Here is a 16007-nt window from a genome sequence, read left to right on the forward strand (position 1 = left end):
CGCCTTACACCCGTCGCTTTCGTCCAGCAAAACGCCGCATGGCCTGATCCGAATTAACGTATACCGATTCGGTAAAGGCCGCGCTGGCATGCCCAAGTTCTTCACTGATATGACGGATGTCGGCGCCCGCCTCAATCGCTTGGCTGGCACCGGTATGACGGAGATAGTGCGTTTCTGTCTTGATACTCTCAAGTTGGCGCGCTTCTTCCGTGCGGCCCTCGGCATCCAATCTTTCGACTGTGAGCATGATTGCCTGTTCATACACCCGCTGGATCTGGCGCTTACTCAAGGCGCCACCTTTGGCCGAGGGCAGAATAGGGTGGTTGTCGCCCTGAACTGGCATCGCCGTCAAGCATCCAAGGTGTTCCCGCCAGCGCCGCAGATAGGGCAGGTATTCGTCTGGCAGGGTAATCGTACGATCCTTGTCACCTTTACTGAACACGTAATAGGCCCAGTACTCTTCACCTTGCACGAACTTTCGTTTGAAATCGCCAAATACCGGCGTTCTGGTTGACCCATTCTGTCTTTGCCTTGGCGCCAATTCGCTTACCCGCAGAAATAACGATTTCATGGTGACGACAACAAACAGGTGACGTTCGTATTTCCGGTTTTCTTCAGCTGCCAACAGTAGCGACTCCAGTAGGTAAGCCCACTGCATATCCGAAAGCCGGCGAACATCGGTTTCTGTATCCACATCGTTGATGGTCTGAACCTTCTGATCTCGCTTGCGCATGCCGATCATCGGATTTTTCTGGATGTAGTCTTGTATCAGCAGATACTTGAAAAAGGTTTGCAGGGCCGTCTTGCTGGCATTAAGAGAGGCCTGCGTAATTGCGTATTTTGCGGGTTCGCCAGACGTTGTTTGCTTGGACAGCATCGCAAAAGGACGCCACTGCGAGTTGGGTAACCGTAGCCCCTGACGATCCTGGAACGCGGAATAGATTCCCGTGCTGATCCAGCTTTTGGGCGGCATGGTCAGGGTTTTGAAATACGCCGTCACCACGTCGGAATCTGTTTGTGCCAAGCTACGTTTTGAAGTAACCCAAAGATAATTCAGAAAGCGCTGCACCTCGGAACGGAAGCGAACGAAGGTGCCTGACACATCCGAATATTTCAGCAAAAATTGGCGGGTGATTTCATAGTCTGCACGCACCAATTCCTCTGAAACTCTCAAGGAATTAAAAAACTCGGGTATAGAGGGATGGCGATGGAAATCCCCCTGATCTTCCAGATTTTCGGCAGTATCGAAAAGCGGGTGGCCTGGAAATGATCGCATCTGGAGCCTGGTTGAATTCGTGTGGAAGCAATGGGAAGTCGTAATCTTTAAACTTCATTATTTAACAAATTACGCAATAATAAAAGCCACTTAGAAAATATATTTAAATCAAATTCTAGGAGTGAAGGAACGATTCCGGAGCTTCCTCGAAGCGCTCAATTTGGTGGATGCCGATACTCATGTTAGAAGGGACAGGTAGAATGCTCAGATTCCCGCCAACGTTTATTATCCAAGGAGCCTAAATGACAATGCGACGCCACGGTGATACATCCGCAATGGTATCAACGCTCGCCGATTTGGCACCGTTGGCGGACTATTCCTTTGTAGACACGATGAACCGCGACCCCGAAGGAAAAGAAAACGGCGCCGATCACGAGCCTCGGCAAGTGTTCTCTGGCCACTATGTTCCGGTTAAGCCTACGCCGATTGAACACCCCGAATACGTTGCTCACGGCAAAGAACTGTTTCAGGAACTTGGGTTAGCGAGCGATCTGGCGAAGTCTGAAGACTTCATGCGGATGTTCTCCGGGGATCTATCTCAGGTTCAGGAGCCGCTGCGCAACGTTGGATGGGCCTGTGGCTATGCACTTTCAATCTACGGTAATGAGTTTTACAGGCAATGCCCATTCCAGACCGGCAATGGTTACGGCGATGGCCGCGCGATTTCGGTGTTAGAGGCTGTTATCAACGGACAGCGCTGGGAAATGCAGTTGAAAGGGGGAGGGCGTACACCCTACTGCCGAGGTGCGGACGGCCGCGCCGTTCTGAGGTCCAGTGTAAGAGAGTTCCTGGCCCAAGAGCACATGCACGCCCTCGGCGTGCCCACCTCAAGATCTTTAAGCCTGTACGTATCTAAAAGCGAGACCGTTCGGCGGCCCTGGTATTCGCAAGGTTCCCGCTCCGTCGATCCCGATATTCTGGTGTCCGAACCCGTGGCCATCACCACCCGTGTAGCACCATCGTTCATTCGGGTGGGCCAGCTTGAGCTGTTTGGTCGTCGCGCCCGAAAGCAAGAACACCCTCGGGCGATGGAAGAGCTCGAAAAACTTGTCTTGCATCTGATTGAGCGGGAGTACGGCAACGAGATCGACCCGTCATTGCCTACTCGCGACAAGGTTGTTCTGCTTGCTCATGAGTTTCGCAGCCGACTGACGTCTCTTGTTGCGAACTGGGTTCGTGTTGGTTACTGCCAGGGCAACTTCAACAGCGACAACTGTGCGGCCGGTGGTTTCACGCTTGACTATGGCCCATTTGGCTTCTGCAATGTGTTTGATCCGCACTACCAACCCTGGACGGGCGGCGGTCAACACTTCGCGTTTCTGAATCAACCGGCAGCAGCAGAACGCAATTTTCATTCGTTTTGCGGCGCAATCCGGCCTTTACTGGAAGGGCATCCTGACTGTTTACGGCAGCTGGAGGAAATTCAACGTGATTTCCCAGAGGTCATGCAAACTCAAATGGAACACATGTGGGCGGCCAAACTTGGTCTTGAACGTTTTGATTCAGATCTGTTTTCTGAGCTGGCTAAGTTGATGGTGAAAACGCCTGTCGATTACACGATGTTCTTCCGAGAGCTTTCGTCGTTGCCAGAGAGCATTGAAGCACTGAAGAAAAGCTTCTACGCAAGCCAGGCCGATGCCGCAGATTCCCAAGCGCTAAACGATCGTTGGTCTGTGTGGTTCGAAAAATGGAACACGCTCATTGACTCCGATAATCGAGAGCAGCTCTCCAGTCACATGAAGCGGGTGAACCCTAAGTACAGCTTGAAAGACTGGTACGTGGTGCCCGCCTATCAGCAGGCGGCTGCGGGCGATTACACGTTGCTTCGAGAATTGCAGGATGTGATGACGCAGCCATACGCTGAGCAAACGGATGATATCGAAGCGAAATACTACCGACTAAAGCCATTGGAGCTTTTTGATGTCGGTGGATGGTCGCACTATAGCTGTTCATCGTGATTGGGTGGATAACTACAGAAGGCGCTAGAACGTCTTATACCACACATCAACGGGCCTCCTTTTCAGCAGGCCCGGGGTGGGGTCAGGCCGTAATCGGCTCGCGGTTATCCAGTGTTGAAGAAACCCGGGTCAGGAGCAGGGCGCTCAGTACAATTACCCCACCAATCCAGGGCGTGTTCATCAGCCCCATATCCTCGACCACGTGCCCACCGAGCCAGGCGCCGCCGGCAATACCGATGTTGAATGCAGCGATGTTCAGTCCGGATGCAACGTCAACGGAATGGGGCGTATAGCGCTCGGCGAGTTGAACCACGTAGACCTGCAGGCCGGGCACGTTGCCGAAGGCAAAGGTTCTGTGTGACTCTCCTGTGTTTCTGATTATACTGGTCGCATGAAGCACTCTGAGATCGGCTTGCACATACGAACGTACGATGATGAGGGGAAAAGTCACTCCCACGACCATCACCAACTGGTACTGCCCTTGGCAGGAACATTATCTCTGTCAGTAGATGCCAAGCAAGGCGAGGTTGCTCAGCGTCGAGCGGCAATCATACCCGCAGGAAGTGGCCATGGGTTCGCTGCGACCGACGATAACCAATTTTTGGTTGCAGACGTCCCCGAAGGCCTGGCCCCGGCGCTAGACAAGCTACCTTGTTTCGTAGACCTCGATCCAGCATTGCTCCATTACGTCCAGTTCCTTCACGCACAGCTCCAAAATGGGACTGAGTCGGATTTTACCCAGCATCAAATGCTGCTCCTGCTTATTCAGTTACTTCAGGAACGCCATGGAAGTCAATTGAAGCTGGATAGCCGGGTCCACGCCGCGAAACAGTTTCTGGATGAACACTTCAGTCAACCGATTTCCTTGGTCGAGACTGCTGCCATGGCACATTTGAGCACTCGGCAATTGAACGATCTGTTCCGGCGCCAGGTTGGTATGACGCCGCATCAATACCTCACAGAGTTGCGAATGAAGGAAGCCTGGCGGCTTTTGGAGCAGTCGGGGCTCAGTGTTCAGCGCGTTGCTGACGCTGTCGGTTATTCTTCGCTATCAGCCTTCAGCAATCGTTTCAGAGGCCACTTTGGTAAAGCGCCCAGCCACTTCCGCCGTATTTCGAAATAAATCCGCCACGATTTGAAAGTACCTCTTCTCCGCACTGGATATCCTTCAGAAATCATTCACGGGTGAGAATTTCGAGGAGGGTTACATGGCATCCGTTAACGCCGCAACTTGGATCGGGTCGATTTCCGTTCTGTTATGGGGCACTTTGGCATTGCTGACCAAGCTTTCCAGTGGCGAGATTCCAGAGTTTCAGCTCATGGCCATGACCTTCGGCATCGCTTTCATGTTGATGGGCGGCCGCTGGGTCCTCTCGGGGCATTCCGGCGTGCGTTATTTACGGCAATCGCCACTTGCATGGTGCATCGGCATCGTTGGTTTGTTCGGTTATCACTTTGCTTACTTCAAGGCCATGACACTGGCCCCTGCTGTTGAAGTCAGCCTTCTGGCTTACCTCTGGCCGCTGCTGATCGTCCTGCTGTCGGCCTTCCTGCCGGGCGAGAAACTACGACCTCAGTACATCGTTGGAGCCCTGGTTGCCCTGGCAGGATGTTGGTTGTTGATCAGCCGTAATGCCGACGGATTTGCCTGGGAGAACCTGCCGGGTTACCTGGTGGCTCTGTCCTGCGCTCTGATCTGGTCATCTTATTCTGTTCTTAGCAGATTGGTTCGCTCGGTACCGACCGATGCCGTGGGCTGGTTCTGCGGTGTAACGGCCATACTGGCGTTGGTTTGCCACCTTTTGTGGGAAGAAACGGTATGGCCGGCGGGCGCAACGGAATGGATTGCCGTGGTCGGGCTGGGGCTTGGGCCGGTGGGTGTCGCGTTTTTCACTTGGGACTATGGTGTCAAACACGGAAACATCCAGTTACTGGGAACCCTTGCATACAGTGCGCCACTGCTTTCAGTGATCCTGTTGATCCTTGCTGGCTACGGCGAGGCTACGGTTGCCGTGTTGAGTGCCAGCATCCTGATCGTCATTGGTTCTTTGATCGCCGGCCGTGCGAAAAGTCGGACGGTCGCCGAGTCAGAATTGTTAACAGACTAACTACGTCGAAGGAGCTGTGAGATGATTACTTGGGACGATTTCGAGAAGGTTGAACTACGGATCGGGACTATCATTGACGTAATGGATTTTCCTGAGGCGCGCAAACCTGCTTATAAAATGCGAGTGGATTTCGGGGCGGACATTGGTATTCGTAAATCGAGTGCACAGATTACGAACCTCTATAGCAAGGAGGAGCTCATCGGCAAGCAGGTTCTGGCCGTCACCAATTTTCCGGCCAAACAGATCGGCCCTTTTTTGTCGGAGTGTCTGGTCACTGGCGTGCAAACGGAGAAGGGCGCAGTTACCTTGGTAAGGCCGGACGTGCAGGTAGATAACGGGGAGCGCTTGTTCTAAGATTCGGCGGCTTACACATCACAAGCCAGCCGAAGCGAACATTTACGCCCCTTTTAACCCGAACATTTAAGCCAGTCACAGACCTTCGTAGCCGCTGCCGACACATGTTGGCGCGGAGCTAAGAGGTAAAAACCCTGATCCCCCCGGAGGATCTTCGGAACGAACTGGACCAGTCGGCCTTCGGCAAGGTCACGTTCAACCAGAAACCGGCTGGCCAAGGCAACGCCTTGCCCAGCAAGAGCGGCGTCGATACAGAGTGTTGTCTGGCTGAAGCGCAGCCCTTTATTTATTTCTGTTTTTACTCCTTCGTGCTCTTGCAAGAAAAGAGGCCATAAATCGTGTGTGTCGTGAATCAGGGGCAAACTTGAGAGCGCAGTTTCACTCAACGGTGCAGCCCGGTCTCTGAGTAGGCCCGGCGAGCAAATGGCAATGATGTCCTGGCGAAACAGGAGGTCGGCTGTCAAATGGGCGCTTGAGGGTGGCTGCCCCTGCCGCACGGCCAGATCAATGCCATCCGTATGGAAGCTCAGAACTCTCTCTGTTGCCGTTATGCGCAGATCAATGTCTGGATGGTTGCGGGTGAATTCAGGAAGTCTTGGGATTAACCATTTCGATGCGAATGTCGGCGTCACACTTATGGTTACGCTTGTAGGTGAGGGCCTCAGCCGTTCGGTCGAGTTCGAGATTTGCAGCAGTGCGCGCGATACAGCAGCGTGGTAGTCATACCCTTCGGCGGTAAACGCCAGACCCCGAGACTCTCTTCGAAACAGTCGCAAACCGAGGTCATTCTCCAGTCCGCGCACCTGTTGAGCCACAGCGCCCTGGGTTACGTCGAGCTCCTCCGCCGCAGCGCGAAACGTAAGGTGTCTTCCCGCAGATTCAAAGGCACGTAAACCATTCATTGAGGGTAGATTGAGTTTTTTCGACACAGTAGATTTTCTCCAGTCTGGAAGCAGCTCCCATGGATCGCTCAGTTCTCCATAGCATCGTAAAATGAGCTTCAAGTCCTGGCAACGGAAACAAGTAAGTTTATCGATGGAGGCTCTTATGACTGTAGAAAAAATTGTGCATCGTGTATTTAGAGGAGAGGGTCGGGAATCGCTGGCCTTCGGCGTAAAGTGGGTTTCATCAATCATCCAGATACTCGGTTACGCCGCGACAGGGTTCGGCTGGACGCCCTGGAATCTGTACCTGTTTGTTATTGGAGTGGTTGGATGGTTTGTTGTGGGTGTTTTCTGGAATGACAAAGCAATTATGTTGATTCACTCGGTTGCCCTAGGTTCGATGACCGTGGGTATGATCAGCCAGTCATAAACCGGATGCTTTATTAGACCGAAGTACCGGCAGTCATGAGTTAGTTGTTGCGGCGGAAGATTCCACCACCATCTTTACGGAAAAACTCGGGTCTTCTGCCAACAGGCCTTGGGTTATTGTGGTTCGGTAGTTCGTCTTTAGCCAGCAATCCTGGCTTCACGGTTTTGCAGTTAAAGTAGTCGATTAACACCGTGTGTCTTGAGTGCGCATTGATGGCACCCGGGAGTCGTTGGAACCTATGTATAGTGGGGCAGGGAAGCTATGCGGCACTATCAACAAGCCTCATGACAAGTGAGCTAAATCAGGCAAGCAAACCAGTGGCATACAAGGGGCGTTTGAACCGTGATACTGAATGCGCTCCAAAGTTTTTTCGTTTGCTGCACTAATTTGTACCGAGCATCCTGTAACGTTTCCTTCAGGAAATTCATCCGTAGATGAACGTTGTTGCCGGATGACACATGGCCAACGATTTGTCCAAGTCTAAGGAACGCGAAACCAAGCGGACGCACATAATGTCCAATACACCTAAATATTGGACATTCCTAAAGCGCTTGTCCGAAGGGCTTTTAGCGCAGTCTTTCAGCGCGAGTAATTTTGACTTCTGGTACCTACACTTGTGCACGCAAGCACCACACTTGCTGTTAATCGACCGCAATACCACGTTCAACCAGCTGACTTCGCAACCGCTCAACTCGGAGCCGGTTCACACCCATATCGTAAAACCCGAGGCGCGACTGCGACCGAACGTTCAACTGCTGCTTGCCAGCATCAATCAACAGCTCCAGATAATCCGGGAAACCAAGCCCGTCGCTGTAGCAGGTGATATTCACGTAACCGTATCGAGCCTCGTTTAATGAAGCACCTGGCAACTCGAGAGCTTCGGCTTTGATAGCGGCCCAAGCTGATTCGCTCAACGGCTCTATTAATTGAATCGGTTCGATACCGTGATAATTTGTGGTGGACGACGTCGAGACGCAGTTCCAAAACGGCGGGCATTCATCCAGCACGAAATCGGTGCCCGTTGGCGGTACGTTTTCGGTAGAGGCACATCCGGTCAGAAGCACGATTAATAGAACAATAAAGTGGCGCACGTTGTTAGGAGCTCTTTTTAAAAGTTTGGGTTGGCAAGAATAAGGCGGAGATTCTCCACCTCTGGTTTTCGAAAGTATAGCGTTCCTGCCAATCCACCGCTGCGCATAATGTATATTATGTTAAATTCAGTATTGGCATTGATAAACGATGTTGGTGATTTGCAGTCTCCTACGTTGTTCTTATCACTCTGATCGTGTCGTCCGGAAAACATCAGCGAGCAGCTCGACCACAGAATCCGCCATATGAGCACAACGAGCGCCATCAAATGGATACACGTTTTCAAAACCTCCCTGTATATGTGACTCAAACAACTTTTTCAGATGTCGCCTGGCACGGAAAAGGCGCGTTTTGACCGTCATAACGGTAATACCAAGATCCGCTGCTATGTCGGCTATCGCCATGCCTTCTGCCTCCCTGAGAACAAACACAATCCGAAGATTGCTTGGCAACTCAGAGACCGCTGATTCCACCCACTCTCGAAACTGCGTAACTCCGTGCTCACTTTCCGGCGATCGCTGTGACGCACTCGGAAACGCTATCACAGACGCTGTCTGGTGAAGCTGCTCCGAAACCGAATCATATTCCTGAGTTGGATGGCGTTTGCGCAATCTCATTTTGGCTGCGTTCAACGCAATTTTGGTGATCCAGGTCGAGAGTTTGGAGTCGCCGCGAAACTCTTCAATTCGGGTAAAAGCAACCAGATAGGTTTCCTGGACGATTTCCTCGGCCTCGGCACTGTTATCCAAAATACCCCGAGCGATACGAAACAGACGAGGATTCAGTCTTCGAATGATCTCTCGTACGGCGACTTCTTCTCCCTGCTGGGCAAGTTTGACGAGCTCTTCTTCAGAAGTTTGCGGGTCTACGCTGGTTTTAGGTGATAAAGAGTCAACAGGGCTTTTCATAAGCATGCCTTTTGTCATCTTGCATTGAAGATATCGCGGACTGAAGGGAATTGTGCACTGACATCTCCCCTCACTCCCCCCGCACCCAACGCGGATTCATCCCAGTCTTCTAATGCTGGTGATCCAACGATAATTCGCCCAACCATAGCCGCCATCTCATGCGGGACACAGTAATAGTCATACACTCCAGGAACCGTCAGAGTTAGGCTGAACGTTTGGCCAGGAAGTAAATAGCCGCTATCAAATGGTTTAGCTGCTTTCGGAATCCGTCGAACACGATCAAAAATTTCAGGGTGATAAGCAGTAACGGTGTGGGAGTTACCCGGATCCCGATTAATGAAAGTAACGGTTGTGCCCGGCTCTATTGCAACACCTTTCGGCTCAAACCAAACTCTTTCACCCCGATGTGTGCCTTTCATGGTGATAACGACATCGTTATCACCATGAACCTCGTTCACTACACAGCTTAAAAGTAGGAGCGAGCCCGACAACCTCAGCAATCTACGTCTTGAACAGTTCATAGTATGATCGCCAGTTACAGTGCCTATTTGGCCAAGCGGTCTTTGGCCCTCTTATCGTGGAAGAGCACGACGTGCGCGTGTGGACTCTCGACTCCGGGATGCCCAGCGTTGTAGTAGATATCGACAGCCGTAACCTCATGAGATCCAACCGCCAGATCGTCGTAAGCAACGCCGTTTTTGAGTTCCTCAAGAGGTGTCATATAAACGGTAGCAGACAGCTTTCCATCACGGTCGTAGCTTAAGAATGGGCCGGCGGGCAAGGTATCCGGATCGACGAAGAGTATTCCAAGGCCCGGCAGAAATGCAGGCAGCGGTAACACATCGCTCACCTGCACGTACGGTCCTTCCGGAGGCATTTGGGCAAGCTTGCCTTCATCATGGGCCAGTACGCCCGCCGCCAGACTCATGCCCAACAACCCGATCAGTAACGTTTTCATAGCCATTCCCCTTTCGCGAATAATTAATGTGGCAATGAAACAGATGCAGTTCCGGCGGAAAGGTTTCAGAATTTTTATCGATTGATATCGGACTAACACGCTGGTAAATTACCATCCTCTTTGGGGAGTAGCCTGCTTCCGTTCCTCGGAAGAGTTCGCATCAACATACTTGGCCACATGCCATGGTGCGGACACCACTTCGGTTGGCGAGACCATCGATATACCCATGCCTTTGGTCGGGCGTGTGGCTATATCGTGGACTCAACAAGCCCGGCCGGAGTTAAAGAATGAACCCAGTAGCCCTCATTTTACTTGCCTTTGCCATGTCCACCGATGCCTTTGCCGCTGCTATTGGTAAAGGAGCAACCCTCAGAAATCCGCGATTCTTTGACGCCCTGCGCATGGGCCTGATTTTTGGAACTATCGAAGCAATCACGCCACTTATAGGCTGGCTGATTGGCCGCACTGCCTCCAGTTATGTTGAAGCTTGGGCTCATTGGATTGCGTTCTTCTTGCTCGTGGGCTTAGGCGCTCACATGATTTATGAAGGCCTGAAGCCAGGTACTGAAGACGTCGAAAAACCCACCAGCCACTCTCCATTAAAAGTGTGCCTGACCGCAGTTGGCACCAGTATTGATGCCTTGGCTGTGGGTGTTGGCCTGGCGTTCATCAACGTCAACATCTGGATAGCGGCCGGCTTGATAGGTGCAGCGACCACTCTCATGGTAACCATGGGCGTTCTGCTGGGTAGGACAGTTGGCTCCCTACTCGGCCATCGGGCTGAAGTCTTTGGCGGCCTCACGCTTGCGGGCGTGGGAGTGTGGATATTGGCTACGAATTTATAGCCCGGTTGTGTGATTAGTTGTTTTTCTTAATAACGACCAGCGCCACGCCCAAAACCGCTAGCAGGCCACCGCATAATGCGATCAATCCTAGTCGCTCATCGAACAGAATATAGGCCTGCAAGGCGGTCACCGGAGGCACGAGATAAAACAAACTCGCAACGTTCGACGCAGCACCACGGCGAATCAATTGCATCAGAAGAAGAATGGCGCCCACGGATAAGCCCAGGACCAGCCAGCCTGTTGCCAATATGAGCTGAATGTTCCACGACACCTCGCGCGATTCAAACGCGAAAGCCCCCAGAGCAAACAGAACCGACGCCGCGCAGTACTGAATAAAGGCGCCCGGAACCAAATCGACTCCCTGGCAAAAACGCTTTTGATACACCGTACCGATCGAAATACCTGCAAGTGCGATCAACGTCCAAAGCAATGCCGAGACGGGAAAGCCTGAAACCTGGCTCGTACCCCCAATTTTCTCCAATATAACCAAACTGACGCCGATAAGTCCCAGCACCAACCCTGACCACTGACGCATGCTGATAGATTCCCGCAGAACCACAACAGCCACCGCTGCAGTGACCAAAGGCTGCAGACCGACAATGATGGAAACCACGCCCGCGGGCATCCCATCGTCAATCGCATAAAACACACCGCCCAGATAGAGTCTATGTACGAGCAAACCAGTTGTCGCTGTGTGTACCATTCCGGTAACTGACGGCCATTTCGATTTTAGCCACCACGCAATCAGGCCCAGCACGACCAAAGTGGACAGCATTCGGTATAACAACAATGTAAAAGGTTCGGCGTACGGGAGCCCGTACTTTGCACCGATAAAGCCGGTGCTCCACAACCACACGAAAACTGCCGGCATCAAACTAACTGTGAAAGGTCCAGTACCGTTAAGTGATTTGTTGCCTGAACGGCTGGTAAAAGTGGTCAATCCAAGTTTCCTGATCAGAGCGGCTTGCGTGTCCCGGGGAACGTGGCGTTACAGCTAACTTGTGTCTTTGTCAGTCAGTGGCCGGAGTGTATCCGCAAAAAACGCAACATGGTACATGTGATCATTAGATAGCTCACCATCTCGCTCTCTATAGATTGTAATGAGAACGCTTCTCAGTATAATGCGCATCTTCTTTCCCTGAAGTGCTGGAGCCCCCAATGTCAAAACGAGAAGCTAAGAAGCCGCTCAACCGCCACCCACTGGCCGTCGCCATTTCATTGATCCCTGTGTCGTTTTTGGCAATCGGCGCAATGCCTGCAATGGCACAAGCCAAAGGAAACAGCTCTACCCTGCTACCGGGTATAACCGTAACAGCGGATTGGTTAGGGGCTCCGACTAAAGAATCCGAAAAAACCTACACCGGTGCACGCACGGTCGTTGAAAACGATCAGCTGCAAAATTCTGGTGCGTTGAATCTTGAAGATGCGCTGCGCCCCGTCGCAGGGGTAACCGTGTTAGACGAAACCGGCACCGGTATATTGCCAAACATTGGCGTTCGGGGGTTGAACCCGTTAAGAAGTGAACGGTTGCAACTGTTGGTTGATGGTTACCCAATCGCGATAGGGCCATACAGCAACGTAGGGGTTTCTTTGTTCCCGGTCACCCTTCCCAGCCTGGAAGTGGTGGACATTGTTCGTGGTGGTGCTTCGGTGCATTACGGCCCTAATAACGTGGGTGGCGTGGTCAACATGGTGACTAAGCCCATCCCTGCAGAAACCACGCAAACACTGCGCGAGCGCATCACAATCGCTGAAGAAACCGGTAATGTGTTCACAGACACTTATTACCGTATTGGGGGCCGGGCAACCGATAAGCTCGATTTACAGCTTCAGGCCAACATTCAACGGGGCGACGGCTTCCGCGACCACTCCGATACTGAAGTAGACAATCTGATTCTGGATGCACGTTATTACCTGAATGATCAACACGAACTGGCATCACAACTGCAGTATTATCGGGTAGAGGCCGACCTGCCTGGCGCCCTCTCTCCAAAAGCCTATAAAGATGATCGCACGCAAAGTCAGCGCCCCTATGATGGCTACGAAGCCGACATGACCCGTGCAACCTTTACGTGGACCTATACGCCATCCGACAACATTGAATTTCAATGGCGCAACTTCGTCCACGATGCCGATCGTACGTTCTTCTTTGGCCAGAACTTCAGCAGTGGCGGCCACTGGGCAGATCCTGCAGAAGATTCCACGCTTGTTGCTGATTCCCCGCGCCTGTTCACGGTTTACAGCACCGAGCCCAGATTGGCGATCAAGCACGGCCGACATGACATCACCGTTGGCGCGCGTTTCGTCAGCGAAGACGTTGAATTCGACGTTAACCGGCTGACCCTGGCAAACAACGAGCGAAATGTTGCTCGCGACTGGCACCTGGACACCCGTGCCATGGCGTTTTATCTCAGCGATACTGTGTCGTTTCTGGATGATCGCCTGACTGTAACACCTGGCATTCGTTACGAAGACGTTGCCATGGATTTTCAGGATAATCTGAACAACCAAAAAGAAAAGAATAACGCAGAAGAGTGGCTTCCTGGGCTGACCGTTGGCCTGCAAGCATCGGATGACCTCTTCGTATTTGCCAACAGCCAGCGCTCACTCGTACCCGTACAGATCGCCCAAACCACCCGTGAAGGCGAAGTTGCCAACGAAACCGCATGGAACCACGAGCTGGGCGCCCGCTTCCAGGTAACGCCGGACCTTCTATCCTCAGCGACGCTATTCCGAATCGACTACGAAGACCAGATTCAGTTCAATCGCGCGAACAGCCGGTACGAGAACCTTGGCGAAACCCGTCATCAGGGTATCGAACTGTCGAACCGCTTATATTTGAACAACGCTTGGGAATTGGGGCTTGGTTACACGTTCCTCGATACCGAACAACTGACCGGCGACAACGAAGGCAATGAACTGCCTAACGCGCCTCGCCACAAAGTGAGTGCCGATGCGGTCTATAACTACCAGGCGTGGGATGCCCGAGTGAACTGGGTGTACGTTAGCTCAAGCTACAGCGATGCTGACAACACCGAACAGGAAACCGACAACGGAAGCGCCGGAAAGCTGCCGCACTACCACCTGGTGAATGCGCGTGTTGGTCGAGATTTCGCGATGGGTAGCGGCAACGTGCTGAACCTCGGCTTAGCGGTCAACAACTTGTTGGATGAAGATTATTACTTCCGCGGCGTAGACGTTAGCCCGGTTGGGCGCGTGCCGCAGCCGGGCCGAAGCTTTGTTCTTGAAGCACAGCTTGATTTCTGATGTTTGAATTGCGGAATCTGGCATTAGCCATACTCTTTGCTCTGGTTGTGCCGGCCGTTTTGGCGAGCGACCAGAGTATAGAGCTGACCGATGACCGCGGGGCCACCCTGCGGCTATCGGCAGCGGCGACCCAACCGGCCGCGATTTCAACCTTCGGGGCAGATGTGTCGCTGGCCCTTGGAGTCGTGCCGGTCGCGGTGACGGATTATGGGCTTAAAGGTGTGCCGGACTATTTGTCCGATCAGCTGAAAGGGGTCCCAACGCTGGGGCCTCGGCATCAACCGAATCTGGAAATACTGTCAAAACTTGCACCAGATCTGGTTATTGCCATTCGTCGATACACCGAGAAAGATGGAGCTCATATTGAATCCATCGCCCCCCTACTCGCTCTGGATCTCATCTCGTTATCAGACAGCCTTCGGGCGGTCGAATTGGCGGGGCGAGCATTGGGAGCCCGCGAGAAGGCGATTCAGTTAAATGCGGACTTCTTGGACAAGATTGATGAGCTTGCGGCACTTAGAAAAGGAAAGCCCGCAAAAACCATTGCCTTGCTGACCAGTGGCAGCGAAACCCCCTTCATCTACTACGATCATTTTCTAGCGACCGCGCTGCTGGAAAAACTCGGCTTCAATAGCGTTGGCGGTGCGCTTGCAAATCCCGAAGAAAGCATTCCATTGGGCTACCGGGTCAGTCTGGAGGCGTTGCTGGAATTGAACCCGGACATCATCCTGATGCTACCGACGAGTCGGCAGCGCGCCTTTACGATGAATCCGGTCTGGCCATACTTGAAAGCCGTGCAAAATGAGCGAGTGTTTGAGGTACCGCACTACTGGAAAGAAGGTGCAGGCCCTATCGCTCGGGAGCGCATTCTTGATGACATCGAGCGATTACTGCTTAACAACCCTGCAACCAGTTCAGAGAACTAATGGCTAACAAACCAAGCGTGCCACTATACAGAGCATACGGAACCGCATTTTTGATACTGACGGTTTTGTTTATGCTGGGTTTAATGGCCGGTTCCCGATGGGTGTCGCCTTCCTCTTTATGGACTGTATTGCACGGTGGCGGAGATATACTAACGAAAGTCAGTGTGATGGAGCTGCGGCTGCCCCGAAACCTCCTCGGCATGCTCGGTGGTGCCGCGCTTGGTATGGCGGGCGCTGTCATGCAAGGGGTTACCCGCAACCCGCTCGCGTCTCCGGGCCTGACCGGCGTAATTGCATCCGCGGCACTGGCGGTGGTTTCTCTTAGAACACTGGCCAATCCCGATGCGTTCTGGCTTCCGTTAATGGCACTTGCCGGAGGCTTGCTTGGCGGCGCGCTGACCTTCGTGATTGCCGGCAGGCGCCAGCTACAACCCGAGCGTGTTGTGCTCGCGGGCATCGCCGTTACATCCTTGGCGACTGCCGTAACCACAGGCTTATTATTGGTATCCGGTGCGGAAGCGGCCGAGCTGTATTATTGGCTGGCCGGGAGCTTGATGGGCCGCGGCTGGGTTCAGCTCGAATTGGTGTTGCCTTGGCTTGTGTTGCCAATGGCCGCGCTGTTGGCCATGCACCGCCCGTTCAAACTACTTCAGCTCGACGACGACCTTGCACTCGCAATGGGCCTGGCTGTCGGGCGCTGGCGCCTTATTTTCTTGCTATTCGCGCTACTCATTGCTGCCGCACTCGTCGCGTTTACCGGCCCTATCGTTTTCATCGGGCTGGTGGCGCCGCACATTGCCAGACGCATAATCGGAAGTGAGATCAAACATTGGTTACCTCTAACCGCACTCCTTGGTGCTCTGCTTTTATTATCCGCTGACATACTCGCACGACAGCTGGCTTTCCCCCAGGAATTACCCGTGGGTATGTTGACGGCGCTGATTGGGGCCCCATGGCTAATCTACTTGCTGAATAACAAAACATCAGTCCGGAGCGCATAGAGC

16 protein-coding genes, 1 pseudogene and 1 riboswitch are annotated in these 16007 nt (G+C 52.8%); of the genes and pseudogenes, 9 read left to right on the plus strand and 8 right to left on the minus strand.

The window, feature by feature from the left end:
- Positions 1–4: 4 nt before the first annotated feature.
- On the minus strand, positions 5–1276 hold the full coding sequence (locus tag Q9245_RS00295; RefSeq protein WP_305895291.1) for a tyrosine-type recombinase/integrase: 1272 nt from the start codon (positions 1274–1276) through the stop codon (positions 5–7).
- A 242-nt stretch (positions 1277–1518) separates the two neighbouring features.
- On the opposite strand from Q9245_RS00295, the gene Q9245_RS00300 reads away from it, so the two are divergent.
- On the plus strand, positions 1519–3234 hold the full coding sequence (locus tag Q9245_RS00300; RefSeq protein WP_305895292.1) for a YdiU family protein: 1716 nt from the start codon (positions 1519–1521) through the stop codon (positions 3232–3234).
- A gap of 82 nt (positions 3235–3316) precedes the next feature.
- Here Q9245_RS00300 and Q9245_RS00305 read toward each other — a convergent pair.
- Positions 3317–3580: pseudogene (locus Q9245_RS00305) on the minus strand (MFS sugar transporter); the annotation flags it as partial.
- Between the two features lie 135 nt (positions 3581–3715).
- On the opposite strand from Q9245_RS00305, the gene Q9245_RS00310 reads away from it, so the two are divergent.
- From Q9245_RS00310 to Q9245_RS00320, 3 genes are all read left to right on the plus strand, one after another.
- A complete protein-coding gene (locus Q9245_RS00310) occupies positions 3716–4357 on the plus strand; it encodes an AraC family transcriptional regulator (protein ID WP_305895293.1) in 642 nt (213 codons plus the stop codon).
- An 85-nt stretch (positions 4358–4442) separates the two neighbouring features.
- Positions 4443–5342 (plus strand): DMT family transporter, encoded by a 900-nt coding sequence (locus Q9245_RS00315; RefSeq protein ID WP_305895294.1) that lies wholly within the window; start codon positions 4443–4445, stop codon positions 5340–5342.
- A gap of 21 nt (positions 5343–5363) precedes the next feature.
- Positions 5364–5696 carry a tRNA-binding protein gene (locus Q9245_RS00320; protein ID WP_305895295.1) on the plus strand — a complete coding sequence of 111 codons (333 nt, stop codon included), beginning with the start codon at positions 5364–5366 and terminating at the stop codon, positions 5694–5696.
- A 53-nt stretch (positions 5697–5749) separates the two neighbouring features.
- Here the strand turns inward: Q9245_RS00320 and Q9245_RS00325 are convergent, their stop codons facing one another.
- Positions 5750–6625, minus strand: a complete 876-nt coding sequence (locus Q9245_RS00325) for a LysR substrate-binding domain-containing protein (protein WP_305895296.1) — start codon at positions 6623–6625, stop codon at positions 5750–5752.
- A 118-nt stretch (positions 6626–6743) separates the two neighbouring features.
- Here Q9245_RS00325 and Q9245_RS00330 point away from each other — a divergent pair, with 118 nt between their 5' ends.
- The gene (locus Q9245_RS00330) at positions 6744–7010 is read left to right on the plus strand and encodes a DUF6552 family protein (RefSeq protein ID WP_305895297.1); all 267 of its coding nucleotides are present in this window, start codon (positions 6744–6746) and stop codon (positions 7008–7010) included.
- A gap of 641 nt (positions 7011–7651) precedes the next feature.
- Here Q9245_RS00330 and Q9245_RS00335 read toward each other — a convergent pair.
- The 4 genes from Q9245_RS00335 to Q9245_RS00350 all read right to left on the minus strand — a co-directional run bounded on the left by Q9245_RS00335 (position 7652) and on the right by Q9245_RS00350 (position 9965).
- Positions 7652–8101 carry a DUF1499 domain-containing protein gene (locus tag Q9245_RS00335; RefSeq protein ID WP_305895298.1) on the minus strand — a complete coding sequence of 150 codons (450 nt, stop codon included), beginning with the start codon at positions 8099–8101 and terminating at the stop codon, positions 7652–7654.
- 183 nt (positions 8102–8284) lie between these two features.
- Complete coding sequence (locus Q9245_RS00340; RefSeq protein WP_305895299.1) at positions 8285–9025, minus strand: RNA polymerase sigma factor; 741 nt, start codon at positions 9023–9025, stop codon at positions 8285–8287.
- Positions 9022–9465 (minus strand): plastocyanin/azurin family copper-binding protein, encoded by a 444-nt coding sequence (locus Q9245_RS00345; RefSeq protein WP_305895300.1) that lies wholly within the window; start codon positions 9463–9465, stop codon positions 9022–9024. The genes Q9245_RS00340 and Q9245_RS00345 overlap by 4 nt, the downstream gene beginning before the upstream one ends.
- A gap of 86 nt (positions 9466–9551) precedes the next feature.
- A complete protein-coding gene (locus tag Q9245_RS00350) occupies positions 9552–9965 on the minus strand; it encodes a hypothetical protein (protein ID WP_305895301.1) in 414 nt (137 codons plus the stop codon).
- Positions 9966–10075: 110 nt separating this feature from the next.
- A riboswitch (yybP-ykoY riboswitch) is annotated at positions 10076–10214 on the plus strand.
- 38 nt (positions 10215–10252) lie between these two features.
- Here Q9245_RS00350 and Q9245_RS00355 point away from each other — a divergent pair.
- Positions 10253–10810 carry a manganese efflux pump MntP family protein gene (locus tag Q9245_RS00355; protein WP_305895302.1) on the plus strand — a complete coding sequence of 186 codons (558 nt, stop codon included), beginning with the start codon at positions 10253–10255 and terminating at the stop codon, positions 10808–10810.
- Positions 10811–10823: 13 nt separating this feature from the next.
- Here the strand turns inward: Q9245_RS00355 and Q9245_RS00360 are convergent, their stop codons facing one another.
- A complete protein-coding gene (locus tag Q9245_RS00360; protein WP_305897139.1) occupies positions 10824–11681 on the minus strand; it encodes a DMT family transporter in 858 nt (285 codons plus the stop codon).
- Between the two features lie 287 nt (positions 11682–11968).
- Between Q9245_RS00360 and Q9245_RS00365 the strand changes: the two genes are divergently transcribed.
- From Q9245_RS00365 to Q9245_RS00375, 3 genes are read left to right on the plus strand one after another with little or no spacing between them, the layout of a single operon-like run.
- Positions 11969–14077, plus strand: coding sequence for a TonB-dependent siderophore receptor (locus Q9245_RS00365; protein WP_305895303.1), 2109 nt, complete (start codon positions 11969–11971; stop codon positions 14075–14077).
- Positions 14077–15003, plus strand: a complete 927-nt coding sequence (locus Q9245_RS00370; RefSeq protein ID WP_305895304.1) for an ABC transporter substrate-binding protein — start codon at positions 14077–14079, stop codon at positions 15001–15003. The genes Q9245_RS00365 and Q9245_RS00370 overlap by 1 nt, the downstream gene beginning before the upstream one ends.
- The gene (locus Q9245_RS00375; protein WP_305895305.1) at positions 15003–16004 is read left to right on the plus strand and encodes an iron ABC transporter permease; all 1002 of its coding nucleotides are present in this window, start codon (positions 15003–15005) and stop codon (positions 16002–16004) included. The genes Q9245_RS00370 and Q9245_RS00375 overlap by 1 nt, the downstream gene beginning before the upstream one ends.
- Positions 16005–16007 lie beyond the last annotated feature (3 nt).

It is taken from the genome of Marinobacter sp. MDS2 (assembly GCF_030718085.1).
GTDB lineage: Bacteria > Pseudomonadota > Gammaproteobacteria > Pseudomonadales > Oleiphilaceae > Marinobacter.

Coding starts and splice junctions, on each gene's coding strand:
- Q9245_RS00350 (WP_305895301.1), bottom strand. CDS start 9,965: ATGAAAACGTTACTGATCGGGTTGTTGGGCATGAGTCTGGCGGCGGGC.
- Q9245_RS00375 (WP_305895305.1), top strand. CDS start 15,003: ATGGCTAACAAACCAAGCGTGCCACTATACAGAGCATACGGAACCGCA.
- Q9245_RS00365 (WP_305895303.1), top strand. CDS start 11,969: ATGTCAAAACGAGAAGCTAAGAAGCCGCTCAACCGCCACCCACTGGCC.
- Q9245_RS00360 (WP_305897139.1), bottom strand. CDS start 11,681: ATGCCGGCAGTTTTCGTGTGGTTGTGGAGCACCGGCTTTATCGGTGCA.
- Q9245_RS00370 (WP_305895304.1), top strand. CDS start 14,077: ATGTTTGAATTGCGGAATCTGGCATTAGCCATACTCTTTGCTCTGGTT.
- Q9245_RS00340 (WP_305895299.1), bottom strand. CDS start 9,025: ATGACAAAAGGCATGCTTATGAAAAGCCCTGTTGACTCTTTATCACCT.
- Q9245_RS00320 (WP_305895295.1), top strand. CDS start 5,364: ATGATTACTTGGGACGATTTCGAGAAGGTTGAACTACGGATCGGGACT.
- Q9245_RS00315 (WP_305895294.1), top strand. CDS start 4,443: ATGGCATCCGTTAACGCCGCAACTTGGATCGGGTCGATTTCCGTTCTG.
- Q9245_RS00300 (WP_305895292.1), top strand. CDS start 1,519: ATGACAATGCGACGCCACGGTGATACATCCGCAATGGTATCAACGCTC.
- Q9245_RS00355 (WP_305895302.1), top strand. CDS start 10,253: ATGAACCCAGTAGCCCTCATTTTACTTGCCTTTGCCATGTCCACCGAT.
- Q9245_RS00330 (WP_305895297.1), top strand. CDS start 6,744: ATGACTGTAGAAAAAATTGTGCATCGTGTATTTAGAGGAGAGGGTCGG.
- Q9245_RS00295 (WP_305895291.1), bottom strand. CDS start 1,276: ATGCGATCATTTCCAGGCCACCCGCTTTTCGATACTGCCGAAAATCTG.